Below are 25,567 nucleotides of genomic sequence, written 5' to 3'. Positions count from 1 at the left end.
TTGAGAATTATGATTGGTATTCTCAACTTACTTTAGGTATAAGTGCTTTTTTAAGGCTTTTTTAAAGGTGATTGTGTCTGTATAACAAAAAAGAGCCTCTTAAAAAAAGAGGCTCTTTATTATTAAATTTATATTTTAATTATATAATTAACATAGCATCTCCGTAGCTATAGAAGTTATAACCTTCTTTAATAGCCTCTTCATAAGCACGTTTTATAAAATCGTGACCTGCAAATGCAGACACCATCATTAACAATGTTGATTTTGGTGTATGGAAATTCGTTATCATAGCATTTGGAATGCTAAACTCGTATGGTGGGAAAATAAATTTATTTGTCCATCCGTCAAACTCATTTAATTGACCACTCGTTGAAACCGCACTTTCTATGGCGCGAACAGCTGTAGTACCTACGGCACAAATACGGCGTTTTTCTTTTAGACCTTTATTTACAATTTCGACAGCTTTACTATCAATTGTTAGTTCTTCACTATCCATTTTGTGTTTAGACAAATCTTCTACCTCAACTGGATTAAAAGTTCCTAATCCTACGTGTAGAGTAACCTCCGCAAAATTAACTCCTTTAATTTCTAAACGCTTTAAAAGGTGTCTTGAAAAGTGAAGACCTGCTGTTGGAGCTGCTACTGCACCTTCATTTTTAGCAAAAATAGTTTGGTAACGCGCTTCATCTTCTGGCTCTACATCTCTCTTAATATATTTTGGAAGTGGTGTTTCGCCAAGTTCGTTAAGTTTTATACGAAATTCTCTGTAAGATCCATCATATAAAAAACGTAGTGTACGCCCTCTTGATGTTGTATTATCAATAACTTCGGCAACTAACGTTTCATCATCACCAAAATAAAGTTTATTTCCAATTCTTATTTTACGAGCAGGATCAACTAAAACATCCCAAAGACGTTGTTCTTCATTTAATTCTCTTAATAAAAACACCTCAATTCTAGCTCCTGTTTTTTCTTTATTACCATAAAGTCTTGCAGGAAATACTTTAGTATTGTTTAGCACTAATACATCATCTTCATCAAAATAGTCAATAACATCCTTAAACATCTTATGTTCAATAGTTTGCTCTTTTCTATTAAGAACCATTAAACGAGATTCGTCTCTATTTTCTGCAGGATATTCTGCAAGTCGTTCTTCTGGCAATTCGAAACCGAAGTGTGATAATTTCATGTGATAGTTTTTATTAATTTTTTATGAGATTGCTGCAAATATACAATCTGAACATAGGGGTTGTCAAGTAAATGAGTGATTATTATTTACTTATTTGAAAACCAATAGATTTTAAATCGTCCCAAAAAGTAGGATATGATTTAGACACCACCATGGCATCTTCTATGATTATTGATGTTTTTAATGCTAAAGGAGCAAAAGCCATAGCCATTCTATGATCATTATAAGTTGCAATAGACACCATAGGTTTAATTGCTTTTGAAGCAGATAGGTGTAATGATTTATCTGTAATGTTTACAACACCACCTAATTTTTCAATTTCGGTTTTTAATGCAACAAGTCTATCTGTTTCTTTAATTTTAAGGGTATGCAATCCTATTAAATCACAAGAAATCCCTAATGCAAAACAAGTTACTGCTATAGTTTGTGCAATATCTGGTGCATTTTTTAAATCTAGACTTAGTGGCTCAAGATTTAAAGCCTCCTTTTTTAGAGTTAAGGTGTTTTTATTAAATACGGTTGTTACTCCAAAGTGTTTATATATTTCAACTAATGCCGAATCGCCTTGTAATGAATTTTCTTTATAAGATGCTAAGGTGATTTCTGTACCAACTTCACTTAAAGCTACAATACTAAAATAATAGGATGCTGATGACCAGTCTGACTCGACAGTTAGTGTTTTAGACTCTAATTTTTTAGTGTTTGGTTTTACGGTTATTGTATTGTCTTTAAAAGATGATTCAATGCCAATCTCATCCAACAAACTTAATGTCATTTTAATATATGGAACCGATGTTATTTCACCTTCTAAGGTTAACTCTAGTCCGTTTTCAAGTTTTGATGCAATAAGTAATAATGCAGAAATATACTGACTACTTACATTTGCCTTTAAAGAAACTTTACTTTTATTAAGTTTTTTTCCTTTAATTTTTATTGGCGGATAACCTTCGTTTTCTTCATAACTAATTTCTGCACCCAAATCTTGTAATGCTTCAACCAATATTTTAATGGGACGTTCTTTCATTCTTTTTGATCCTGTTAGAATCGTTTCTCGTCCTTCTTGTATTGAAAAATATGCGGTTAAAAAACGCATTGCTGTTCCTGCGTGATGAATATCAATAATTTTAGACTGAGAACTTAATGCGTTTGTCATTAAATTACTATCATCAGAATTTGAAACATTTTCAAGTTTAAACTCAGGATATAATGCTTGAAGCAATAAAAGCCTATTAGATTCGCTTTTTGAACCAGTTATTTGAACAGAAGATTGCTTAGCTATTTTAGATTTTTGAAGTGTAAAGTGCATGCTCTTGTAAATTCTTATTTAAAGAAGTCGCAAATTTACTTTAATTTTTCGTTATTATGATGCCTATCGTGGTCTCGTTTTCCTTTCTTATGCATTCTTTTATCAAAAGCTTTTTGTAAATCTACACCTGTTTGGTTTGCTAAACACAACACAACAAACATTACATCGGCTAATTCTTCGCCTAAGTCTTTATCCTTATCGCTTTCTTTTTCGCTTTGTTCGCCATAACGTCTGGCTATAATTCGAGCAACTTCGCCAACTTCTTCTGTAAGTTGAGCCATATTGGTAAGCTCATTGAAATATCTAACCCCGTGTTCTTTAATCCAATCGTCTACTTCTTTTTGTGCGTTTTGTATATTCATTATGCTTTAGTTAAAACTATTTGTTCTGCTTCTTTTTCTACTAGCTGACTAAAATACGCTTTTAAAGCATCATAATAAATAGATGATATAATTGACTCATTAATTTCCGAATCTACTAACAATTGTACTTTATTCCCATTTGCAGAGATATTATATTTAAACACCCCTAAATTATCTGGCATCATAAATGCAACTGGCTCTGGAATACTTTCAACTTTATAACCTTCGGGTATATTAATAATTATTCTGTAACTAGTCATTGACGGATAGCCAAAATCTACGGGAAATTCTCGTTTCTCTAGTTTAAAAGGACTTTCGCTTGTTTTTAAAAAGAAAAATGGTGAAAAATATATTTTATCGCCAATAATATCAGCCTGACTTTCCTTAACAAATTTATAAGACTCTACAATTGGTTTAGATAAATCTAAATCATTTTTGACTTCATAATCTGCAATTTCAATTCCGTTGTATTCATTTTCAAGTTTTTCTAAATATTCATCTTTGTTAACATCATTATAGCTTTCTCTAAATGTCAACGCTCTATGATTGGTTTTTATACTTCTGCAGCCTCCATCAATATCTCCATTTTCACTTAATGTAGCCATCATTGCGATACTATTTTTAGATTTTTGTTTTGGGTATAAATCAATTAATGTTGAACCACCATGCTCTGATATAACTCTACCTTGCCAATTTAACACCTTATAAGGTAGCACATTAGGCTCGCTATACTTACTAGTAGCATCCAATAAAACAACACCATCAATAAGCTTTACATAACTTACTACATAGTTATAACCTTCTCGGGTTGGAAATATAGGAATACCATTTCGCCTAGTGCTTACTAAAACTGGGTAAGCATTTAAACCTGCATATTTCAACATAGAGGTAAGCATTAAATTTATATCTGCCACATTACCTACTTGTTCTTTATAGGCTTTTTTTACACCCTTATCGGTATAATAGCCATGATAACCATTCCACTTAATTTTTGATTTTACAAAATTAAAAATTACAGCTACTCTAGTGGCTGGATCAGAAACAGAACTTATTAGTGCATCAATATCATCTTCATAATAGCCTTTTTTATCTAATTCACTACCAAAATCTGAACTTTTATAAATTCTTTTCACGACATCTTCCCAGGTGGTTGAATAGTATTCTATATTGCTATTAGGAAATTTGGTATAGGAAAGCTCATACTTAACTGAAGATCTATAATTATCCATATTATTTACATAGGATTCTTCTTTTAAGGCTGGAATATTATCTAGATTATAAGTATCTACTTTTTTGTCAAAATCTAGATTAGACGTACTAAATGTTGTCCCCTGTACTCCATAATTACGCTCTTTATTTTGAAAAATTATTTTATCCCTTTTTGTTTCAACCACAGGAGCAACTGACAAATACCCTTTAACGTTTATTTTAAAACTAAAATATTCTGGCGCTTCAAATCTTGCTTCTAATTTTTTAATTGGAATATCATGCTGCAATATAAATTCATCAACATTGGAAATAAAAGGAGATAGAATTCTGTATTTATATTCTATAACCGAACCTGGCTTAATGTTTGGCATAGTAAACTTAACTTGATTGGCATATTTACTTAACTCAGAATCAAAAATTCCATTTTTTGATAGTTTAAAATCTTCAATTTTCCCTCCTTTTAAATTATATGTGTAACCTTTAATTCCTGAAATTTCTTCTTTACTATTACCACTAACATACAATCTTATTTGTTTAGTTGCATAGTCAAATCCTTCTTGATTATAAATTTTTATACGCTCATGAACCTCTGTTATTTGCTCAAAACCCTCACCTTGGTTATACTGAAAATAGGTGCGCCTATTTTTATACAAGTAGGTAGCATTAGCAGTTGAATCTAATGGGTTAAATTTTTCTAGAAGCTCTTCTTTAGACACTTTACCAAAATCATAATCTTGAGCAAATGCCGTTATTGAAAAACATAAACTTATTAATAAAACTAAAATTCTCATTGACACTATTTTTTAATTAATGCTATTTTCGCGTTATCTAATTTGGTTACTTCCTTATAAAAACCCCTAAAAGCTGTATAATCTTCTTTTGTAAATTCACCATCATTAATTATAAACTCTCGTTTATAAACAAGTGTGTTATCATCTTTGCTAATAATTTGGGTATTATAACTACCATACTTATTTTCAATAGATGCATTTTTAGGTAATGATTCAATTTTATATTCAGAAGGAAGCTTAACCTTAAACTCATCTACATCTTTAAAACCACGTTTTACTTTAAGCGGAAATTTTCTGTTTCTATAGCGATCTGGTAAATGAATATTTCTATTTAAAGCATTTATGGTAAGCAACATTCTATTACCTATTTTTTTGGTATAATTGGTAGCATTAAAATGTATATGTTCAATAAACTCTATATCTTGTTTATTGTTTTTAATATCCATACTACTTATTGATATATCATTTATATAACGCCAACGCTCTTTATAATAAGTATCTAAATCCCTTTCTGTCTCGGTCTCTAACCAATATTTATCATCGTATTGAATGCCTTTTGATTTTATAAGCGCATCGGCTTCTAGCATGCCATAATTGGATACTGTATAATTACCATTAATGGTTTGTATATTTTCTTCTACGTTATATTTTTTAGTATGCTTGATTATGCCGCCTTCTGGAGTGATAACCAGCACATCTCTATCGTCTGTAAAGTCGCCAATAAATCCAAAAGGTAATTTTTGGCTAGTACATTCTAACCAAATATTTTCATTTTTTGTGGGTATATTTAAAATAACATGATTGCCTTGCATGGCAGCAAAATCGTCTTCTAAACTTCTTTGTGAATCACCTGCATAAACAACCGTATAATTAGATTTAATACCAACAGCTTTTAAAAGCGACATGGTATAATTTGTTAACGCCTTGCAATCACCATATCCTAATTTATCTACCTCTGATGCATTGAAGGGTTTCCAACCACCAATACCAACTTGAACACTTATATAACGGGTTTTATCTTGAACGTATTTATATATTTTCTTAGCTTTTTCAATGTCGCTTGGTTCATCTTTCACTAAGTTTTTAATCATGGTAATAGTGCTTTCAGGCAAATCATGTGTGTTTTTTATTAAATCATGATACATCCATTTACCGAAATCATTCCAATTTTCTACTTGTGTTTGTACACCCTCTAAAGTAAATTTATTTGATACAACTAACACTTTTGGAGCCATATCAAAAAATGCTGGCGCATATTTTTCTGGTTTTATAGCTGGAATATTTTCAACTTTATATTTTATGACTCCGCTAATTTCTTCTTTTATTAATTCAAAATTATCAAAGTTTTTTTCTTTGGTTCTTATAGTGATATCACTTGGAAAAGTTATTTGATATGTACTATTTTCTATACTCAAAAAATAATCGCTTATTGGGCTAAACGATTGTATAAAGGCAGTATTACTGGTTACAGTTTCACAAACAAACTCAATGGTATATGGATACCCTATTGGTGTATATTCTAAATATTTCACCCTTGAATCTGAATACAATGTACCTCCATCAACAGCACTAACATCTTTAAAATCGTTTTTCTTAATCTTTTTAATTTGGGAACCACCTGCATTATAAACAATTACCTCTAAATCTTTTATTTTAACATTATTATCATAATGCACGTAGGCATTAATAGCATCATCACCTTCTTTATTTAATACGGTAACAATTCTTTTTTCTAAAACATGCATCTCACTAGAAGATTTTAAATTGATTTGCAAATCATTAGCACGAACAATTGCATTAGCATTCTTAATAAGATTTGCAGGAACCGTAAAGCTTGTTAGTAAATTATCTTGAGAGAATGTTGTTGAAGTTATTAATAGAAATAGAATACTTAGAATAGACTTTAAATACATTCTTACTTGTTTTTAAGCTCAAAAGAGTGATTAAAAGTAATACAACATTACTTACGTTTTTATGAGAAAAGTCATTTTATTAAATTAAAACACTAATATTTTTTAACTAAAAATCTCACAATAAATATAAGGAAACATGGTAATACAATGTATTTAAATTCGCTAAAAAGCACATGTAATCCCCAAGTGGAAAAAAAATTTTTAATACCCAAAGGTGAGACTAATATTTCTCTAAAAGGAAAGAAGAACCTATCATTATTGAAAGGAATAAAAAAACCAACACCTCTGCCTCCTGAAGTCATCGCATCAAGAAAACCATGTGAAAGTGTTGAAAAGAAAATAACCAAAAACCAAATTAATTTATGTTTTTTACCAATTGTAAACATTAAAAGCAAGGCCCAAAGCATTGCAAAAACAATGGAATGGGTAAATCCGCGATGCCCTAAAGGATGTTCGTAAGCTATTCCTAACTTAAAAGCAACAACATCAAAATCTGGCAAAATTGTAGAAAATATGGCTAATAACAATAGCCATTTGAGATTCTTATTATCAATTACTTTCGTTAAAGTAAGCCCAACTATAGCATGACCAAAAGCAGAAGCCATTATGCTTTGTTTTTTGAATCAATAATAATAGTAACTGGACCATCATTAAGCAACTCAACTTTCATGTCGGCTCCAAATTTTCCAGTTTGCACATTTTTACCTAAATCTTTTTCAAGTTGATTTATAAAAGTTTCATAAAGCGGAATGGCAACATCTGGTTTTGCTGCTTTAATATAACTTGGGCGGTTACCTTTTTTGGTTGAAGCATGTAAGGTAAATTGACTTACAACAATGGCATTACCATTTATATCTTTTAAAGAAGTATTCATAACGCCATTTTCATCACCAAAAACTCTCAAGTTTACAATTTTGTTTGATAGCCATTTAATGTCTTCATAATTATCATCATCAACTATACCTAATAAAATTAAAAGCCCGCTCTCAATTAAAGCTACTTTTTTATTATCAATAGTTACACTTGCACTTGATACACGTTGGATAACTGCTTTCATTCTTTATCCCAAATATCTGTTCGGTAATGTTCGTCTTCGCCTTCTAAAATTTGCACGTAACTGCGGTAGCGAGAATAGGCTATTTCATCATTATCTAAAGCTTCTTTAACAGCACATTTTGGCTCTTTTAAATGTAAACAATTATTGAATTTACAATGTTGTTTTAGCTTGAATATTTCAGGAAAGTAATCGCCCACTTCTTCTTTATCCATATCAACAACACCAAAACCTTTTATACCAGGTGTATCAATAATTTTTGCTCCAAAACTTAAATCGAACATTTCGGCAAAAGTAGTTGTATGCTGCCCTTGGCTGTATAAAGTTGAAATTTCTTTTGTTTTTATATTTAATGTTGGCTCAATAGTATTAACAAGTGTAGATTTCCCAACACCAGAATGCCCAGAAAACATACTTGTTTTATCTTGCATTAATGCTTTAACCTTGTCTACATTTTTTCCTGTTGTAGCCGAAACACCAATACACTCATAACCAATTTCCCTATAAATGTGTGCTAAAAATCTAACTTCATTTAAAGTTTCTTCATCGTAGGTATCAATCTTGTTAAATAGTAAAACTGTTTTAATAGAATACGCCTCTGCAGTTACTAAAAACCGATCGATAAAACTGGTAAGTGTTGGTGGGTTATTAATAGTAATCATTAAAAAAACCTGATCTAAATTGGCTGCAATTATATGGGTTTGCTTAGATAAGTTTACAGATTTTCTAACAATATAATTGGTTCGGTCATGAATGTTATGAATAACACCTGTTTCTGTATTATTATCGGTTTCTAATTCAAAATCCACAATATCTCCTACTGCTATAGGGTTGGTACTTTTTATACCTTTTAAACGAAATTTACCTTTTATTCGGCATTCGTAAGTTTGGCCTAAATCGGTTTTTACCGTGTACCAACTTCCTGTAGATTTATAAACGTGTCCTGTCATATTACACCCAAAAGTAATTCAAAAAAATTAAAATTTAAGTGAGATAATATATATATTCGCATAGCTATTAATTATAAAAGTATATAAATGAAAAAATCTATTATTCTATTAGGAGTATTATTACTATCCTTTTCTAACATTTCTGCTCAAGAAACAATTACAAATGAATCTGTCATTCAAATGCAAAAACTTGATTTTGATGACTATATGATTATAGACAAAATTAACTCTTCTGATGTTAAGTTTGACGCATCCATTGGCGAGTTATCAAAGCTTAAAGACGCCGGTGTATCATCTGAAGTTATATCACTCATAATGCAAAAATCTAAGCATAACACAAAATCTAAAACTGGGATTTATTACATTACTGACAACGATGATAAAAAATTAATTCAACCTTCAGTTTTTTCTGGATCTAACTCTAATGCAGCTGCACAAAAACTTGTTTCTGGTTTAATCAATTCTAAGAAAAAAGCTCAATTACCAAAAACAAAATCGAACAACGTTATAAAAGCACAAAATCCTGAATTTTTATTTGTTTTTGACCCTTCATCTGGTGAGGTTGATAACATGCAAACAAATCAAGGAAACCAAGCTGGCATCTTAAATTGGTGGTTTAGAACTGCAACATCTCCAAACGAATTTGTTTTAGTAAAACTTACAGTTAAGGAAAGAAAAAACTTAAGAGAAGTTGTAACAGGAAAAAGTAATTGGTTAGGGAATAGTAACGGAATAGACCCTAAATATGCTCTCCCTTTTAAAATTGAAGTTATTGAAGGTAATAAATTTAGAGTAATACCAGAATCACTTGAACCTGGTGAATATTGTTTTATTTATCAAGGCCAAGTTCCTCAAGGAAGAGATAATCAATCTGTTTTTGATTTCTCATACCAATAGACAGTATATTATTTAAAATACATAATATAAAAAATGCCTCGTTAAAACGAGGCATTTTTTATGGAATTAATTTGTTAGATAAATATTATTATCCGTTAATTATTTTCTCTTGATGATTAATTGACTCTTGGTGAACTGCTTTAAACATTCTTAAGATAAACTCTTCGCTTAACCCATGTTGCTCTCCTTCTAAAACCATTTTTCCTAAAATCTCGTTCCAACGTTTATTTTGTAAAATAGCAACGTTTTTTGATTTTTTAAGTGAACCAATGCCTTCTGCTGCTTGCATACGTTTACCTAATAAATCTAATATCTGATTATCAACGACATCAATTTGGGCTCTTAAATTATTTAAAGACTTGTTGTAATCTTCCTCGTTATTTCCTTCTTTTCTAATTTTTAAATCCTTCATAATTTGAATTAAAGTAGAAGGAGTAACCTGCTGTGCAGCATCACTCCAAGCATTTTCTGGATCGTAATGTGTTTCAATCATTAATCCATCAAAATTTAAATCTAAAGCCTCTTGAGACACTTCATGAATCATATCTCTCTTACCAGTAATATGCGACGGATCGTTAATTAAAGGAATATCTGGAAATTTATTTTGAAACTCGATAGCTAATTGCCATTCTGGAGTATTACGGTATTTTGTTTTTGCGTAAGTAGAAAAACCTCTATGGATAGCACCAATATTTTTAACACCAGAACTGTAAATTCTTTCAATACCACCTAACCATAAAGCCAAATCTGGATTAACAGGATTTTTAACTAATACAGGTTTATCTGTGCCTTGTAAAGCATCAGCAATTTCTTGCATAATAAAAGGAGAAACTGTTGAACGCGCTCCTATCCAAAGCAAATCTATATCATGCTCTAAAGCTAATTTTACGTGGGCTGCATTTGCAACTTCAGTACATACTTTCATGCCTGTTTCTGCTTTTACTTTTTGTAACCACTTTAAACCTAAAGCTCCTACACCTTCAAAATTACCAGGTCTAGTTCTTGGTTTCCAAATACCAGCTCTAAAGTAACTAACATCTGTATCTTTCAATTCGTGAGCAATCTTTAATACTTGCTCTTCTGTTTCTGCGCTACATGGACCTGCAATTACTAAAGGATGATCTAAATTTAAATCATCTAACCAGGTTCTCATTTTTTTTGTGTTTTCCATAATTTTACTCTTCTTAACTAATTCCTTTTAAAATATCTTTTATATGATTTGTACTTTCCATCTCATTAAAAATAGCATCAAAATCGTCTTTTTTCATTAACTCTTTAAAATGCGTGAGATTGTTTATATACTCTTCTAATGTTTCTATAACATTAGTTTTATTTTGTTTAAAAATTGGTGTCCACATTTCTGGCGAACTTTTTGCTAAACGAACGGTTGAAGCAAATCCACTACCAGCCATATCAAAAATATCGCGTTCGTTTCTTTCTTTATCAATTACCGTTTTACCTAACATAAAAGAGCTAATGTGTGATAAATGCGACACATATGCTATGTGTTTATCATGATCTTTTGGATTCATATAACGTATACGCATCCCAATATCTGTAAATAACTTTAATGCTTTTTCCTGAAGCTTAAAAGTGGTTTTTTCAACTTCACATACAATATTTGTTTTTCCTTTAAACAATCCTTCTATTGCTGCTGTTGGCCCAGAATGTTCTGTACCAGCAATTGGATGCATTGCTAAAAAATTTCTTCGTTTTGGGTGATTTTCTACAGCCTTACAAATGTCTTCTTTAGTTGAACCCGCATCAACCACCAAACCAGTATCAGATATTTTATCTAAAATAGTTGGTAATAGCTTTACAGTTGCATCAACAGGAATAGAAACTATTACTAAATCGGCATTTTCAATATCATCTAAAGTAGCCTTTTTATCAATTAAATTTAACTCCAAAGCCTTTTCTAGAGTTGCATCTTTTCTACTAATACCATGAATAATCACATCTGGATTATTCTTTTTAATATCAATAGCAAGACTACCTCCTATTAAACCTACTCCTATGGCGTATATATTTTTCATATTACTTTACTCTCGCTATAGCTTCTTCTAAAACTTCTGTTGATGCACATAAAGAAAATCTAATATAACCTTCACCTTGTGTTCCAAAAATAGTTCCTGGTGTTATAAAAATATGATTCTCTTTTAGCACTAAATCTATAAACTCTTCAGACTTTAAATATGCTGGTAATTTTGCCCAAACAAAAAGCCCAGTTGCTTCTTTATCATATGTACAATTTAACGCATCGGCTAATTGCCATACTAAATTTCTTCGTTCTTGATATACATTATTTAATGTAGCAAACCACATTTTAGAACATTTTAAGGCTTCAATAGCTCCTTTTTGTATGCCATAAAACATACCGGAATCCATATTACTTTTTACTTTTAAAATATTATTAATATGATCGTTAGCTCCCATAACCATACCAACTCTCCAACCAGCCATATTAAAGGTTTTACTTAAAGAATTTAGTTCTAAACATATATCTTTTGCTCCTTTAACACTTAAAATACTTTGAGGAGAATCGTTTAAAATGAAACTATACGGATTGTCGTTTACAATTAAAATATTATTACGTTTTCCAAAAGCTACAAGTTCTTCAAAAACAAATTTATTAGGTTTTGCACCTGTTGGCATGTGCGGATAATTTACCCACATTATTTTTACTCTACTTAAATCTTGTTTTTCTAATGCCTTAAAATCTGGCATCCAATTGTTTGCCTCATCAAGTTCATAAAGTACACCTTTTGCTCCTACCAATTTTGTTACCGATTGATAAGTTGGATATCCAGGATTTGGAATTAAAACCTCATCGCCTTCATTTAAATAGGCCATTGAGATGTGCATAATCCCTTCTTTACTTCCCATTAATGGTAAAACCTCAGTATTTGGACTTAAATTTACAGAAAAATGAGTCTTATAAAAACGTGATATAGCTTCTCTAAGCTCTGGAAGCCCCTGATAGCTCTGATATTTATGAGCAATAGGATTTTCAAAACTTGCAGAAATAGCAGAAAGCACCTTTTTTGGTGGTTGTAAATCTGGACTACCTATACCTAAATTAATAATAGGCTTGCCATTCGCTATTAGCAAATTTACTTCTCTTAATTTTTTAGAAAAGTAGTATTCCTCAACTGTTTGCAATCTGTTAGCAGCTTCAATCATAACTTTGCATTTTTATATTCCCCAAGCACTTTAAAATCGTCGCCCATAATATCTATTATAGATTTTGCTTTTTTAAAATCTAAATATTCATCAAAAGTTACGTCAACAAAAAAAGCATACTTCCAAGGTGTCTCAACAATAGGTAATGATTGTATCTTAGTTAAATTCAACTTACAATCACTCATTACATTTAAAATAGTAGCAAGACTGCCTCGTTTATGGTTCGCTTCAAACTTTATTGATGCCTTATTAATTTTGTTTTCTGGCACTTCAGAATTAGAACGTTTAACGATTACAAAGCGCGTTTCATTATGTTTTATGGTTTGGATACTATGTGCTAAAATATTTAATTCGAAAATTTCAGCAGCTTTAACACTAGCAATAGCAGCAATTCCATTTAATTTTTTTTCTTGAATACGACGAGCTACTTCAGCAGTATCTTTATCTTCAACTAATTTGATATGCGGATGTAATTTAAAAAACTCTTTACATTGCAACAATGCCATTGGATGTGAATATACTTCCTTAATATCCTCAATTTTTTGATTTGGTAATGCCATTAAATTATGCTGAATATCTAAATAATGTTCACCAACAATATGCAAATCGTACTTATCAATCAATGCATAATTTGGAATTATAGATCCAGCAATAGAATTTTCTAGCGCCATAATAGCTGCATCACACTCTTTAGTTATTAAAGAATCTACAACCCTATCAAAAGTCATACACTCAATAGCATCAACAGGTTTATTAAAAAACTCCTGAGATACTATATGATGAAAAGACCCTATTACACCTTGTATGGCTACTGTTTTAATCAAAATTTATTTTTTTAATTCAAAAATTTAATGGCTAAACAAAAAAAAGTCTCGATTTTCATCGAGACTCATATTTTAATTTATAGTTATAAATTATACATACAACGCCTCGTTCTTTTTGCTAAAAAAGAAATAGAACCAGTTGCTAAAATATGTATAACCTGTTGTCATTGTCATAATTGAGCCGCTAAAGTAATTATTATTTTAAGAAATCAAAATACTATAAAACCTTTTTTTTATTTTTCTGAAAAGTTTTAAAGATTTTATAGTAAATCTCTTGTTACATTATATAATCATTTATTTTTGAACAAATTATTATAATTATGTCTATTGAAGTTGAAGGGGTATCAAAGTTATATGGCAACCAAAAAGCCTTAAATAACGTTTCTTTTAAGGTTGCAAAGCCAGAAATTGTTGGCTTTTTAGGGCCAAATGGTGCTGGAAAATCTACAATGATGAAAATATTGACCACCTATATAAATGCAAATAAAGGACAAACTAAAGTAAATGGTTTTAATGTAGCCACTAATTCAAAAGACGTACAAAAGAGTGTTGGTTATCTTCCAGAACACAATCCGCTTTATTTAGAACAATATATAAAAGAGTATTTAGCATTTAACAGTAACATCTATGGTGTTAGTAAACAACGCATTAATGAGGTTATTGAATTAACAGGATTAACACCCGAAGCACATAAAAAAATTGGGCAACTCTCAAAAGGTTATCGTCAACGAGTAGGATTAGCAAATGCTTTATTACATGATCCTGAGGTCTTAATTTTAGACGAACCAACTACAGGTCTAGACCCCAATCAATTAGTTGATATTAGGAATCTTATAAAGTCCATTGGTAAAACAAAAACTGTATTTTTATCGACTCACATCATGCAAGAAGTTGAGGCTATGTGCGATCGTGTTATCATAATAAATAAAGGTGTTATTGTTGCCGATAAAAAACTAAAAGAGCTTAGAGATGAAAAAGAACAAGTAGTTATTGTTGAGTTTGACTATCGCGTTGAAAATGCATTTTTACTTAAACTACCTAAGGTTTCAAAAGTAGTTAACACTTACGATTTTGTATATGAAATCACATTTAAAACTTCAGAAGATATGCGCTCTTATGTGTTTGATTTTGCACATGACAACCAATTAAAAATACTTCAGCTTAATCAAAAAAACACAAGTTTAGAAACTTTATTTAGAGAATTAACTAATGGTTAGTTAATTACATAACTATATTTATTCTTAGTTTTCTAATAAAAATACATATTAAAAGTTATTTTTGCTTAAATTGGTTAACCAATTTGACATGTTTTATGACAAATATCATCTAAACAATAAGATTCAGACAGTAATTTTGCTATAAGATTAATTATAAACTATGATGTGTTAAAAGATTTAGACTTGAAATGAGTCTTTTATGTTTTTTCACCAAATTAAACAGATATAATGAGTAAAGGAATTTATGTTGCTACTATAGAACCTAATAGTGGCAAATCAGTAGTAGTACTTGGTTTAATGCGAATGCTTTTAGGTAAAACTGCAAAAGTTGGCTATTTTAGACCTATCATTGAAGATACAGAAGGTAACGATATGGATAACCATATAAATACTGTAGTATCTTATTTTGAGTTAGACATAAATTATAAAAAAACCTTTGCTTATACACGAAGTCAAGTCTTAGATTTATATAACAAAGGAAAATCAGGCGATGTCATTGACGAAATAATTAGAAAATACAAATATCTTGAAGAGCGTTTTGATTTTGTTTTAGTTGAAGGTACCGATTTCTCGCATGAAAATTCAAGTTTAGAATTAGACATCAATCTTTTAATTTCAAAAAATTTAGGATTACCGGCTATTATAGTATCTCAAGGCGATGGAAAATCGTTATCAGAAGTAGTTGATAATGTTCAATTAGCACATGATACATTTAAGGAAGAAGTAGATGTACTATCTATCATGACCAATAAAGTTAATCCTAATGATGTAGATGAACTAAAATCACTTTTAAAAACAAGAATTAATAGCGGAACAGATATCACTGTAATTCCAAAAATTAAAAGTTTAGCAAGCCCTACTATTAAAGAAATTACCAAAAACTTAGATGGTAATATACTTTTTGGGAAAGATATGATTAATAACCAATCTGAAAATTTTAGTGTTGGTGCCATGCAATTACGCAATTACCTTACGCATTTAAAAGAAAATGCTTTAGTTATTACACCAGGTGATAGAGCTGATATAATTTTAGGGGCATTACAAGCAAATATCTCAAAAAACTACCCAAAAATTTCTGGGATTGTTTTAACAGGTGGATTAATTCCAGAAGATTCAATTTTAAAATTAATTGAAGGTCTGTCTAGTGTTGTACCAATAATTAGTGTTAAGGGTGGAACATTTTTCGTTACCAATACCATTGGTAAAATTAAATCTAGAATATATGCTGAAAACTCTGAAAAAATTGAAACATCTATTGCCACTTTTGAAAAACATGTGGCAACTAAAAAGCTTTCGGAAGATTTAGTAACCTTTCAATCGGATATATTCACACCTAGAATGTTTCAATATAATTTGTTACAACGTGCCTTGAAAGATAAAAAACACATCGTACTGCCTGAAGGTTATGATGAACGTGTACTACGTGCAGCTGCTAGATTAATTGATGCTCGTGTTGTTGAATTAACATTAATTGGAGAAAAAGATAAAATTCAAGAACGTATAATAAAACACGATATCCCATTAAATATTGATGACATTAATATTGTTTCGCCACAAAAATCACCACATTTTAAAGACTATGTAAACACTTTTTATGAATTAAGAAAACATAAAAATGTAAATCTGGATATGGCAAGAGATACCATGTCTGATGTTTCATATTTTGCAACTATGATGATTTATAAAGGACACGCAGACGGTATGGTTTCTGGAGCAGTACATACAACAGCACATACATTACGCCCTGCATTACAATTTATAAAAACAAAACCTGGTGTAAATATAGTTTCATCTGTATTTTTTATGTGTTTAGAAGATCGCGTTTCTATTTTTGGAGATTGTGCTATAAACCCAAATCCAAATGCAGAACAATTAGCAGAAATAGCAATTTCATCTGCTAAAACTGCAAAAGATTTTGGTGTTGAACCTAAAGTAGCCATGTTGTCTTATTCTTCTGGAGCATCAGGAAAAGGTGAAGATGTTGAACGTGTTAGAGAAGCAACCGAAATAGCGAAAGCAAAAGCACCAAACTTAAAAATTGAAGGACCAATTCAATATGATGCTGCAGTTGATATGCGTATTGGAAAAAGCAAATTACCAGATTCTGAAGTTGCCGGACAAGCTAGTGTATTAATATTCCCTGATTTAAATACAGGAAACAACACATATAAAGCCGTACAACGTGAAACTGGTGCATTGGCTATTGGGCCTATGTTACAAGGATTAAACAAACCCGTTAACGATTTAAGCAGAGGCTGTACTGCTGATGATATTTACAGTACCGTAATTATAACCGCAATTCAAGCACAAGACCTTTAATAAATGCAAGTATTAGTTTTAAATTCAGGAAGTTCATCTTTAAAATTTCAATTGTTTTCTATGCCAGAAAAAACGATTCTATGCTCAGGTTTGATTGAGCGTATTGGGTTGGATGATGGTATTTTTAAATTCAAAACAGATAAAGATAGTATTGAGGTTATACAAGCTATTCCAAATCATAAAGTTGGTTTAGAATTACTTTCAAAACAATTATTAAATAAAGAAACAGGTATTATTAAATCTTCAGATGCTATTAACATTGTTGGGCATCGTGTTGTACATGGTGGACAATATTTTACAGCTACAACAGAAATCACACCTGCAGTAAAAAACAAAATTAGAGAACTATCTAGCTTAGCACCACTTCATAATCCAGCAAATTTAGAAGGTATCGAGGTTGCTGAAGCTATATTTCCAAATGCAAAACAAGTAGCTGTGTTTGATACGGCTTTTCATCAGTCTATACCAAAACATGCTTATAAGTATGCTATTCCTAATGAGTTTTTAGATAAACACAATATTCGTTTATATGGTTTTCATGGTACAAGTCATAAATTTGTTTCAGAAAAAGCTAATGAATATTTGGAGAAAAAACAATCAAAAATTATTAGTATTCACTTAGGAAATGGATGTAGTATGACAGCTGTAAAGGACGGAAAAAGTATTGACCATTCCTTAGGATTTTCTCCTGTAAATGGCCTTATTATGGGTACTCGATCAGGAGATATAGATCAATCAATAATATTTCATTTAGCTGAAAGATTTGATTATTCTACAGCCGAGATTAACACTCTTTTACAGAAAAAAAGTGGTATGCTTGGCTTAACAGGTTTTAGTGATTTGAGAGACATTCAAGCTGAAGCTGCAAAAGGAAACAAAGACTGCGAACTTGCTTTATTAATGAATGCCTATCGTATAAAAAAATACATAGGTAGTTATGCCGCTATTTTAAATGGCTTAGATGCCATTATATTTACAGCTGGAATTGGCGAAAACTCTCCTGAAATGAGAAGACGTGTTTGTGAAGACATGGACTATTTAGGAATAATTTTAGATGCTGAAAAAAATGATATTAGACCAGACGAATTAACTGTTATAAGCACAGATGAATCAAAAGTAAAAGTACTGGTTATCCCAACAAATGAAGAACTAGAAATAGCAAAACAATCGGTGGATTTATTTAAATAATAACCTACCAATATAAACTTCTTCAACATCAATAATTGGAGGTGTATTTACTAAAATTACATCTCCAATTCCTAATATCTTACCCGTAATTTCTTGTTGTGGGTTTACTATCATATCGTTTGACCCTCTATTTGAAACAAACACTTTTTGGGCTGCTAAATTTTGTCCCTCAAATCGAGAGGTACCTGCTGCAAATTTGACGTTTAAATTTTCGGTTTTGCCTGAAACAAAACAATTCGATAAATTATTAAATACAACTTGAAACGAATTATTATCTATTTGCAAGTTAAAATTAGCACTTGTTATAGTTTCTGGTGCTCCAAAATCCTCAGATAAGATAGTTAAACTTGGATAGGTTAAAACACCATCTGAACTTATATCATATTGGGTAGAACTTCTTATTTTATTAATGTTAGGTGATGTTATAAATACTTTGGTAACTCCATATTCTCTGGTATAATTACAAGTATTATTATCTGTTAACGTTAGTCTTCCATCTGTAACTATAGCATCAACATTAACCAACAAATTTTCACCTGTTTCTATAACTACTTTTTGTTCACTACCTTCTTTAATTATTAATTCAATATCTCTATTTACTAATACATTATCAAAAGCATCAACAATAACTTCTTGCTGTATAATACTTCCTGTGTTCTTAAAACAGTCACCAGAGTTTTCGCTATCGCAAGCAAATATTAAAAAAAATGATATGATATAAATTATTTTTTTCATAATCTAACTCCAATTCCAAATTCTACAGCTTCTGCTTTTGCTCCATGAGATTTTAATGTTAAAGCTCCAAACAATTTATTATTAATATAACGTTTTAACCCTATTCTTAAATACGTTTGACCTTCAAAATCATAAGGGTAATACACGTAATAACCCACTTGAGTAACTAAAGATGTTTTATTAATAAATAACTCATGACCCACAAAAACACCTACACGCTTATAATCTTCATCTCCAGACACATTTTCTTCAGGAAAAGACACACCTCTATAATAGATTAACTCTTTTAAAAATTTTGATAAAAACACATCTGTTCCTAATTGAAAAGCACTTTTTCTATTGATACGTTTATCAGCATATGCCGAAAAAATATAAAATGGAAATTGCCCGCTCCCAACAATATCACTCTCATTTAAACCCGTTCTAAAAGCAATATTATACTTTATAGGCTGTTTAAACTTGTTATCATTTTCACTTAAAGTATTTTGGTAATCTAATTCGTTATCATCTAAACTATAAGTAACTCCAAAATTAAGTGCTATAGAGTTTGTACTTGCATTAGGAGCTTTAAAGTTTGCATTAGAATAATGTAATAAGCTAAAACCAGCTTGTAAACCAAACCTGCCTACAATATGTTCTTTTTTATAATTAAGCATTGCATACGTACTACTCATAAGGTGCGAACCATATGCAATATTCCTGAAATTGTCTTCTTTATGGTATGGGTTTTCTGCATAAGCTATTCCTTGCCCAACTCGAAACATTAAATTACGTTTAAAAAAATAAAAATTATAATGAGCATAAACTGAAGCTACATTACCTAAAACATTATTTTTAAGATTTTGATAAGCATAAGAAAAACCATAATCTGGATAATTATAACGCTGTTCCCATTCTTTGAAGCCATACGTTTTTTTGTTCCAACTTAATATGTAACCTTCTGGATGTCCCTTTATTAGATGAAGTATATCATTATTATGTAATGCAATATTACCACGAAAGTAGTTAATATCAATATACGATGTATGGGTCTTATCTTGAGAAAAAGAAAAGCTAAATACTAAACAAAAAACACATAAATAAATTAGGCGCATAAATAGGTTTTGTGCCGCAAAAGTAACTTAATTATTAAAACAAAGCTGATGCAATTGCTTTAATATTATCACTTTTACCCATAGAATAATAATGTAAAACAGGTACTCCTGCTTTTCTAAGTTCTTCCGATTGTTGTATGGCCCACTCAACACCAACCTGCCTTACTCCTTTATTATCTTTACACTTCTCAACTTCGGTAATCAATTCTTCTGGTAAATCAATTTTAAAAACCTGAGGTAATAATTGTAAATGACGCTTTACGGCAATTGGTTTTATCCCTGGAATAATTGGCACATGAATGCCTGCAGCTTTTGCAGCTTCAACAAACTGAAAATATTTATTATTATCAAAAAACATTTGTGTCACAACATAATCTGCACCTGCATCAACTTTTTCTTTAAGACGTCTTAAATCAGTTTGCAAAGATGGTGCCTCCATATGTTTTTCAGGATAGCCAGCAACACCAATACAAAAATCTGACTTATGTTCTGTCTCAATAACATCATGTAAATATTTACCAGTATTTAAATTCTGGATTTGCGCCACCAAATCTGTAGCATACTTATGGCCGCCTTTACAAGCCTGAAAATACTTTTCATGACTCATAGCATCTCCACGCAAAGCCATTACATTTTGAATACCTAGATAATGGCAATCCACTAACACATATTCGGTTTCTTCTTTAGTAAAACCACCACATAATACATGCGGTATAGCATCAACATTATATTTATGTTGTATGGACGCACAAATACCAACCGTTCCTGGTCGCATACGGGTTACCCTTCTATCCAAAAGTCCATCTCCTTTATCAATATAAATATACTCTTCTCTGGAAGTTGTTACATCAATAAATGGTGGTTCAAACTCCATTAAAGGATCAATATTATTATATAATTCTTGAATATTCCTTCCTTTTTGGGGCGGTATAATTTCAAACGAAAATAATGTTTTTCCGTTTGCTTTTTCAATGTGTTCTGTTACTTTCATTTATTCTTTTTTGTCATTTTCGCCACAGCGAAAATATCATCAATATTTATTCTTTTTGCATTACCATATGTAATGGCTTTTCTCTGCAAAGCTTAACGTAGAGGTTAACCCAATAACTTTTTTACATCTTCAAAACGTTCTTGATACTCCCAATATATCCATCTTCCATCAACATAATCTGTTAAAATATATTTATCGCTCACAGATTTTATTCTAGAAATTGCAACCAGTTTTTTGGAAAACGTATCTGAGTTTACATGCTGTAAAACCTCTTTATTTTTGTTATCATATCCATGAGATATAATATAACTGCCTAAAGTTAATTCTATAAATTTCATATTTATTGTTCTGCAATTGTTGGGTTTAACCACTTTCTAGCTTTCTCTTTTGTGATACCTTTCCTTTCGGAATAATCGGTTACTTGGTCGTCGGTAATTTTACCTAAACCAAAATATTTAGCTTCGGGATTTGCAAAATAATAACCAGATACTGCAGCAGCAGGCCACATGGCTAAACTTTCTGTTAATTTTACTCCTATAAGTTTTTCAACCTCTAATAAATCCCAAATGGTTTCTTTTTCTAAATGGTCTGGACACGCAGGATATCCTGGTGCTGGACGAATACCTTTATAACTTTCTTTAATTAAATCGGTATTCGTTAAATCTTCATCGGCAGCATAACCCCAATGTTTGGTTCTTATTTGCTTATGTAAATATTCAGCAAAAGCCTCTGCAAATCTATCGGCAATAGCTTGTGCCATTATTGCATTATAATCATCTTCCTTATCTCTATAACTATCTGCCAATTCTTGTGCCCCAAAAATTCCCACACAAAAAGCACCAACATAATCTGTTTTCCCTGTTTCTTTTGGAGCAATAAAATCTGCTAACGCATGGTTGGGAATACCTTCTCTTTTACTTAATTGCTGACGTAAAGTTCTAAACACAGCAATTTCTTTTCCTTTTTTCTGAACTGATATATCGTCTTCATTAATACTATTGGCTTCAAACAAACCAAAAACTGCTTTAGGTTTTAACAGTTGTTTTGCTATAATATCTTTAATCATGATTTGAGCTTCCTGGTACATAATTGTAGCTTGCTCTCCAACAACCTCATCGGTTAAAATATCGGGAAATTTACCATGTAAATCCCAACTTCTAAAAAACGGACTCCAATCAATAAAGGGTTCCAACTCTTTTAAGCTTAATTGCTTTAAAATCTGAACTCCTAACTCTTTAGGTTTAAAAATTTCAGATGTTTCCCAATCAATTTTATATTTTCTATGTCTTGCTTCTTGAATTGAAACATATGATTTTTCTTTACCTCGTTTTAAAAACTTAGTTCGGAATTCATCATAATCAGCTTTCATTTTTGCAACATATGCATGCGATGATTTTTTATTTAATAAATCGCCAACAACTGTTACCGCTCTTGAGGCATCATTTACATGAACTACTGCACTTTTATACTGTGTATCAATCTTAACTGCTGTATGTGCTTTAGATGTAGTTGCCCCGCCAATTAGTAATGGCAACTCGAAATTTTGACGTTGCATTTCTTTAGCCAAATACACCATTTCGTCAAGTGATGGTGTAATTAATCCTGACAACCCAATAGCATCAACACGCTCATTAATTGCGGTTTCAATAATTTTTTCTGGTGGTACCATCACACCTAAATCAACTATTTCGTAATTATTACAAGCCAATACCACACTCACAATATTTTTTCCAATATCATGCACATCGCCTTTAACTGTTGCCATTAATATTTTACCAACAGGTTCTTGCTTATCTGTTTTTTCTGCTTCAATAAATGGATTTAAATATCCAACTGCCTTTTTCATTACGCGAGCAGATTTTACCACTTGTGGTAAAAACATTTTTCCTGCACCAAACAAATCGCCTACTACATTCATACCAATCATTAAGTGGCCTTCAATCACTTCTATAGGCTTGTTTGCTTCTTGTCTAGCCTGCTCAATATCTTCAATAATAAAAGCATCAATACCTTTTACTAAGGCATGAGTAATTCTTTCTTGTAACGGGTTTTCCCTCCATGATAAATCTGCACCAGCTTCTTTTTTAGATCCTTTTACAGTTTCTGCAAAGTCTAGTAATCGTTCGGTGGCATCATCTCTTCTATCTAAAATAACATCTTCAACATGCTCTAATAAATCTTTTGGTATATCATCATAAACCTCTAATAAAGCTGGATTTACAATACCCATATTCATTCCTGCTTGAATGGCATGATACAAAAACACAGAGTGCATGGCTTCACGCACACCATTATTCCCTCTAAAAGAAAATGACACGTTACTAACGCCTCCACTAACCGAAACATTTTCTAAATTTTGACGCACCCAACTTGTAGCCTCAATAAAATCGATAGCATTCCTACGGTGCTCATCCATTCCTGTTGCTACAGGAAAAATATTTAAATCGAATATGATATCTTCAGAAGGAAAACCAACTTTGTTTACCAAAATATCATAAGAGCGTTTTGCTATTTCAATTCTACGCTCATAATTATCAGCTTGTCCAACTTCATCAAAAGCCATAACAATTACAGCAGCTCCATAACGTTTTATTTGTTTTGCTTCCCAAATAAATTTTTCTTCACCTTCTTTTAGCGAGATTGAATTTACAACACATTTTCCTTGCACCACTTGTAATCCAGCCTCAATAATTTCCCATTTAGAGCTATCAATCATAATTGGCACACGACAAATATCAGGTTCGGCAGCAATTAAATTTAAAAAACGAATCATGGCTTCTTTTCCATCAATTAATCCGTCGTCAAAATTAATATCAATAATTTGAGCGCCACCATCTACTTGATGACGTGCTATATCCAAAGCTTCATCAAATTTTTCTTCTTTTATTAAACGAAGAAATTTTCGAGAACCTGCAACATTAGTACGTTCTCCTACATTTATAAAATTGCTGTTTTCGTTTAGAACCAGAGGTTCTAAACCAGACAACTTCATGTATTTTGTTTGTTTTATTTTCATTATTTATAATGCTCTACTTTTGGAAATGGTTCGTAAAAATGATGTAATAACGCTTTCCATTCTTGATATTCTATTGACTTACGAAACCCTACCTCATGATCTTCAATGGTTTCCCAATTTACTAATAGAATATATTTATCTTTTTGCTCGATACATTTTTTTAATTGATGCGAGATGTACCCATTCATTGATGAAATAATACCTTCTGCCTTTTTGAAATTAATTTCAAATTCTACAGAAAGTCCTTTCTTAATGTTTAATGTTGCTACTTCTAGAATCATATTATACTTTAATGAGCATTGTCTATTGCGCTAATTGCTAAAGCTTCACGAGGTTTATATTTAGCTGCAATATTTGCAATTACCTTAATATGCTCTGGAGACGTACCACAACAACCACCAATAATATTTATCAAATTCTTTTTTAAATATTCTTCAATTTGCTCACCCATTTCTTCTGGAGTTTCATCATATTCTCCAAAGGCATTTGGTAAACCTGCATTAGGATGTGCTGAAACTGCAAAATCTGTTTTGGAAGCAATAGCCTCTAAATGTGGTTGTAATAAATTAGCACCTAAGGCACAATTAAACCCGACAGACAACAATGGAATATGCGATACAGAAATTAAAAATGCTTCGGCTGTTTGTCCAGACAATGTTCTTCCCGAAGCATCTGTAATGGTTCCGCTTAGCATTGTTGGAATATCAATTCCTCTTTCATCTTTAACCTCTTCAATAGCAAACAAAGCTGCTTTTGCATTTAGTGTATCAAAAACCGTTTCGACTAACAATAAATCTACGCCACCGTCAACTAAAGCTTCTACTTGTTGCTTGTATGCTATTCTTAATTCATCAAATGTTACTGCTCTATACCCAGGATCATTTACATCTGGCGACATACTAGCTGTTCGGTTTGTTGGCCCAATGGAACCTGCAACAAAACGTGGTTTATGTGGTTCTTTGGCTGTAAATTCATTTGCAACTTCCTTGGCTATTCTAGCAGACTCAAAATTTAACTCGTACACCAAATCTTCCATTTGGTAATCTGCCATAGCTATGGTCGTTCCAGAAAATGTATTGGTTTCAACAATATCTGCACCTGCTTCAAAATACTTTCCATGAATAGTTTTTATAGCTTCAGGTTGAGTAATAGATAATAAGTCGTTATTACCCTGTAAAGGAGTTGGATAATCTTTAAAGCGCTCGCCTCTAAAATCTTCTTCGGTAAATTTATAAGCTTGTAGCATGGTACCCATGGCGCCATCTAAAACTAAAATTCGATCTTTTAATGCTTTTTGTATACTCGACATTTGATATTTATTATCTACAT

At 31.3% G+C, this 25,567-nt stretch carries 23 protein-coding genes; 4 read left to right on the top strand and 19 right to left on the bottom strand.

The genetic code is table 11. The features are described from left to right. Positions 1-139 precede the first annotated feature (139 nt). The 8 genes from queA to rsgA all read right to left on the bottom strand — a co-directional run bounded on the left by queA (position 140) and on the right by rsgA (position 8,774). Positions 140-1,189, bottom strand: coding sequence for a tRNA preQ1(34) S-adenosylmethionine ribosyltransferase-isomerase QueA (gene queA, locus Q0842_RS06515; protein ID WP_298495747.1), 1,050 nt, complete (start codon positions 1,187-1,189; stop codon positions 140-142). 82 nt (positions 1,190-1,271) lie between these two features. After that, complete coding sequence (locus Q0842_RS06510; protein WP_298495744.1) at positions 1,272-2,495, bottom strand: 3-phosphoshikimate 1-carboxyvinyltransferase; 1,224 nt, start codon at positions 2,493-2,495, stop codon at positions 1,272-1,274. 35 nt (positions 2,496-2,530) lie between these two features. Continuing rightward, positions 2,531-2,857: a nucleotide pyrophosphohydrolase gene (locus Q0842_RS06505; RefSeq protein ID WP_298495741.1), complete on the bottom strand. Its 327-nt coding sequence runs from the start codon at positions 2,855-2,857 to the stop codon at positions 2,531-2,533. Further along, entirely contained in the window at positions 2,857-4,857 is a 2,001-nt protein-coding gene (locus tag Q0842_RS06500; protein ID WP_298495738.1) for a DUF3857 domain-containing protein, read from the bottom strand. The genes Q0842_RS06505 and Q0842_RS06500 overlap by 1 nt, the downstream gene beginning before the upstream one ends. 5 nt (positions 4,858-4,862) lie before the next feature. Then, positions 4,863-6,770, bottom strand: a complete 1,908-nt coding sequence (locus Q0842_RS06495; protein WP_298495735.1) for a DUF3857 domain-containing protein — start codon at positions 6,768-6,770, stop codon at positions 4,863-4,865. 92 nt (positions 6,771-6,862) lie between these two features. After that, complete coding sequence (locus Q0842_RS06490) at positions 6,863-7,375, bottom strand: metal-dependent hydrolase (protein WP_298495733.1); 513 nt, start codon at positions 7,373-7,375, stop codon at positions 6,863-6,865. Next, positions 7,375-7,827 carry a D-aminoacyl-tRNA deacylase gene (dtd, locus tag Q0842_RS06485; RefSeq protein WP_298495730.1) on the bottom strand — a complete coding sequence of 151 codons (453 nt, stop codon included), beginning with the start codon at positions 7,825-7,827 and terminating at the stop codon, positions 7,375-7,377. Before dtd ends, Q0842_RS06490 begins: the two co-directional genes overlap by 1 nt. Next, positions 7,824-8,774, bottom strand: a complete 951-nt coding sequence (gene rsgA, locus Q0842_RS06480) for a ribosome small subunit-dependent GTPase A (RefSeq protein ID WP_298495729.1) — start codon at positions 8,772-8,774, stop codon at positions 7,824-7,826. The genes dtd and rsgA overlap by 4 nt, the downstream gene beginning before the upstream one ends. An 87-nt stretch (positions 8,775-8,861) precedes the next feature. On the opposite strand from rsgA, the gene Q0842_RS06475 reads away from it, so the two are divergent. After that, entirely contained in the window at positions 8,862-9,671 is an 810-nt protein-coding gene (locus Q0842_RS06475; RefSeq protein WP_298495726.1) for a hypothetical protein, read from the top strand. 88 nt (positions 9,672-9,759) lie between these two features. On the opposite strand, the gene Q0842_RS06470 is transcribed toward Q0842_RS06475, so the two are convergent. From Q0842_RS06470 to Q0842_RS06455, 4 genes are read right to left on the bottom strand one after another with little or no spacing between them, the layout of a single operon-like run. Beyond that, a complete protein-coding gene (locus Q0842_RS06470; RefSeq protein ID WP_298495724.1) occupies positions 9,760-10,842 on the bottom strand; it encodes a bifunctional 3-deoxy-7-phosphoheptulonate synthase/chorismate mutase type II in 1,083 nt (360 codons plus the stop codon). A gap of 13 nt (positions 10,843-10,855) precedes the next feature. After that, complete coding sequence (locus tag Q0842_RS06465) at positions 10,856-11,707, bottom strand: prephenate dehydrogenase (RefSeq protein ID WP_298495721.1); 852 nt, start codon at positions 11,705-11,707, stop codon at positions 10,856-10,858. 1 nt (position 11,708) lies between these two features. Next, positions 11,709-12,854: an aminotransferase class I/II-fold pyridoxal phosphate-dependent enzyme gene (locus Q0842_RS06460; RefSeq protein WP_298495718.1), complete on the bottom strand. Its 1,146-nt coding sequence runs from the start codon at positions 12,852-12,854 to the stop codon at positions 11,709-11,711. Then, positions 12,851-13,678, bottom strand: coding sequence for a prephenate dehydratase (locus Q0842_RS06455; RefSeq protein ID WP_298495716.1), 828 nt, complete (start codon positions 13,676-13,678; stop codon positions 12,851-12,853). The genes Q0842_RS06460 and Q0842_RS06455 overlap by 4 nt, the downstream gene beginning before the upstream one ends. Before the next feature lie 320 nt (positions 13,679-13,998). Between Q0842_RS06455 and gldA the strand changes: the two genes are divergently transcribed. The 3 genes from gldA to Q0842_RS06440 all read left to right on the top strand — a co-directional run bounded on the left by gldA (position 13,999) and on the right by Q0842_RS06440 (position 18,402). Continuing rightward, the gene (gene gldA, locus Q0842_RS06450) at positions 13,999-14,895 is read left to right on the top strand and encodes a gliding motility-associated ABC transporter ATP-binding subunit GldA (protein ID WP_298495713.1); all 897 of its coding nucleotides are present in this window, start codon (positions 13,999-14,001) and stop codon (positions 14,893-14,895) included. Positions 14,896-15,123: 228 nt separating this feature from the next. Beyond that, positions 15,124-17,214, top strand: coding sequence for a phosphate acetyltransferase (gene pta / locus Q0842_RS06445; RefSeq protein WP_298495710.1), 2,091 nt, complete (start codon positions 15,124-15,126; stop codon positions 17,212-17,214). A gap of 3 nt (positions 17,215-17,217) precedes the next feature. Then, positions 17,218-18,402 carry an acetate kinase gene (locus Q0842_RS06440; protein WP_298495708.1) on the top strand — a complete coding sequence of 395 codons (1,185 nt, stop codon included), beginning with the start codon at positions 17,218-17,220 and terminating at the stop codon, positions 18,400-18,402. Here Q0842_RS06440 and Q0842_RS06435 read toward each other — a convergent pair. From Q0842_RS06435 to Q0842_RS06405, 7 genes are all read right to left on the bottom strand, one after another. After that, complete coding sequence (locus Q0842_RS06435) at positions 18,391-19,137, bottom strand: head GIN domain-containing protein (protein ID WP_298495705.1); 747 nt, start codon at positions 19,135-19,137, stop codon at positions 18,391-18,393. The two genes, Q0842_RS06440 and Q0842_RS06435, sit on opposite strands and share 12 nt — an antisense overlap. Next, complete coding sequence (locus tag Q0842_RS06430) at positions 19,134-20,231, bottom strand: acyloxyacyl hydrolase (RefSeq protein ID WP_298495703.1); 1,098 nt, start codon at positions 20,229-20,231, stop codon at positions 19,134-19,136. Before Q0842_RS06430 ends, Q0842_RS06435 begins: the two co-directional genes overlap by 4 nt. 34 nt (positions 20,232-20,265) lie before the next feature. After that, positions 20,266-21,222 (bottom strand): methylenetetrahydrofolate reductase [NAD(P)H], encoded by a 957-nt coding sequence (gene metF, locus Q0842_RS06425; protein ID WP_298495701.1) that lies wholly within the window; start codon positions 21,220-21,222, stop codon positions 20,266-20,268. 104 nt (positions 21,223-21,326) lie between these two features. Continuing rightward, positions 21,327-21,560: a hypothetical protein gene (locus Q0842_RS06420; RefSeq protein ID WP_298495698.1), complete on the bottom strand. Its 234-nt coding sequence runs from the start codon at positions 21,558-21,560 to the stop codon at positions 21,327-21,329. A 2-nt stretch (positions 21,561-21,562) separates the two neighbouring features. Next, the gene (gene metH, locus Q0842_RS06415) at positions 21,563-24,238 is read right to left on the bottom strand and encodes a methionine synthase (RefSeq protein ID WP_298495695.1); all 2,676 of its coding nucleotides are present in this window, start codon (positions 24,236-24,238) and stop codon (positions 21,563-21,565) included. Further along, positions 24,238-24,519, bottom strand: coding sequence for an antibiotic biosynthesis monooxygenase (locus Q0842_RS06410; protein WP_298495693.1), 282 nt, complete (start codon positions 24,517-24,519; stop codon positions 24,238-24,240). The genes metH and Q0842_RS06410 overlap by 1 nt, the downstream gene beginning before the upstream one ends. Positions 24,520-24,527: 8 nt before the next feature. Continuing rightward, a complete protein-coding gene (locus Q0842_RS06405; protein ID WP_298495689.1) occupies positions 24,528-25,547 on the bottom strand; it encodes a homocysteine S-methyltransferase family protein in 1,020 nt (339 codons plus the stop codon). Positions 25,548-25,567 lie beyond the last annotated feature (20 nt).

The organism is uncultured Algibacter sp. (assembly GCF_947495675.1).
Taxonomy (GTDB): domain Bacteria; phylum Bacteroidota; class Bacteroidia; order Flavobacteriales; family Flavobacteriaceae; genus Algibacter_B.
This window is presented reverse-complemented; position numbering and strand designations above follow the sequence as displayed.

What these genes read in the sequence shown, in the direction of transcription:
- metH (WP_298495695.1), bottom strand. Translation starts at nt 24,238, where the DNA reads ATGAAAATAAAACAAACAAAATACATGAAGTTGTCTGGTTTAGAACCT.
- Q0842_RS06405 (WP_298495689.1), bottom strand. Translation starts at nt 25,547, where the DNA reads ATGTCGAGTATACAAAAAGCATTAAAAGATCGAATTTTAGTTTTAGAT.
- Q0842_RS06430 (WP_298495703.1), bottom strand. Translation starts at nt 20,231, where the DNA reads ATGCGCCTAATTTATTTATGTGTTTTTTGTTTAGTATTTAGCTTTTCT.
- rsgA (WP_298495729.1), bottom strand. Translation starts at nt 8,774, where the DNA reads ATGACAGGACACGTTTATAAATCTACAGGAAGTTGGTACACGGTAAAA.
- pta (WP_298495710.1), top strand. Translation starts at nt 15,124, where the DNA reads ATGAGTAAAGGAATTTATGTTGCTACTATAGAACCTAATAGTGGCAAA.
- Q0842_RS06410 (WP_298495693.1), bottom strand. Translation starts at nt 24,519, where the DNA reads ATGATTCTAGAAGTAGCAACATTAAACATTAAGAAAGGACTTTCTGTA.
- Q0842_RS06440 (WP_298495708.1), top strand. Translation starts at nt 17,218, where the DNA reads ATGCAAGTATTAGTTTTAAATTCAGGAAGTTCATCTTTAAAATTTCAA.
- Q0842_RS06505 (WP_298495741.1), bottom strand. Translation starts at nt 2,857, where the DNA reads ATGAATATACAAAACGCACAAAAAGAAGTAGACGATTGGATTAAAGAA.
- Q0842_RS06510 (WP_298495744.1), bottom strand. Translation starts at nt 2,495, where the DNA reads ATGCACTTTACACTTCAAAAATCTAAAATAGCTAAGCAATCTTCTGTT.
- Q0842_RS06475 (WP_298495726.1), top strand. Translation starts at nt 8,862, where the DNA reads ATGAAAAAATCTATTATTCTATTAGGAGTATTATTACTATCCTTTTCT.
- dtd (WP_298495730.1), bottom strand. Translation starts at nt 7,827, where the DNA reads ATGAAAGCAGTTATCCAACGTGTATCAAGTGCAAGTGTAACTATTGAT.
- Q0842_RS06470 (WP_298495724.1), bottom strand. Translation starts at nt 10,842, where the DNA reads ATGGAAAACACAAAAAAAATGAGAACCTGGTTAGATGATTTAAATTTA.
- Q0842_RS06435 (WP_298495705.1), bottom strand. Translation starts at nt 19,137, where the DNA reads ATGAAAAAAATAATTTATATCATATCATTTTTTTTAATATTTGCTTGC.
- metF (WP_298495701.1), bottom strand. Translation starts at nt 21,222, where the DNA reads ATGAAAGTAACAGAACACATTGAAAAAGCAAACGGAAAAACATTATTT.
- Q0842_RS06465 (WP_298495721.1), bottom strand. Translation starts at nt 11,707, where the DNA reads ATGAAAAATATATACGCCATAGGAGTAGGTTTAATAGGAGGTAGTCTT.
- queA (WP_298495747.1), bottom strand. Translation starts at nt 1,189, where the DNA reads ATGAAATTATCACACTTCGGTTTCGAATTGCCAGAAGAACGACTTGCA.
- gldA (WP_298495713.1), top strand. Translation starts at nt 13,999, where the DNA reads ATGTCTATTGAAGTTGAAGGGGTATCAAAGTTATATGGCAACCAAAAA.
- Q0842_RS06495 (WP_298495735.1), bottom strand. Translation starts at nt 6,770, where the DNA reads ATGTATTTAAAGTCTATTCTAAGTATTCTATTTCTATTAATAACTTCA.
- Q0842_RS06460 (WP_298495718.1), bottom strand. Translation starts at nt 12,854, where the DNA reads ATGATTGAAGCTGCTAACAGATTGCAAACAGTTGAGGAATACTACTTT.
- Q0842_RS06500 (WP_298495738.1), bottom strand. Translation starts at nt 4,857, where the DNA reads ATGAGAATTTTAGTTTTATTAATAAGTTTATGTTTTTCAATAACGGCA.
- Q0842_RS06490 (WP_298495733.1), bottom strand. Translation starts at nt 7,375, where the DNA reads ATGGCTTCTGCTTTTGGTCATGCTATAGTTGGGCTTACTTTAACGAAA.
- Q0842_RS06420 (WP_298495698.1), bottom strand. Translation starts at nt 21,560, where the DNA reads ATGAAATTTATAGAATTAACTTTAGGCAGTTATATTATATCTCATGGA.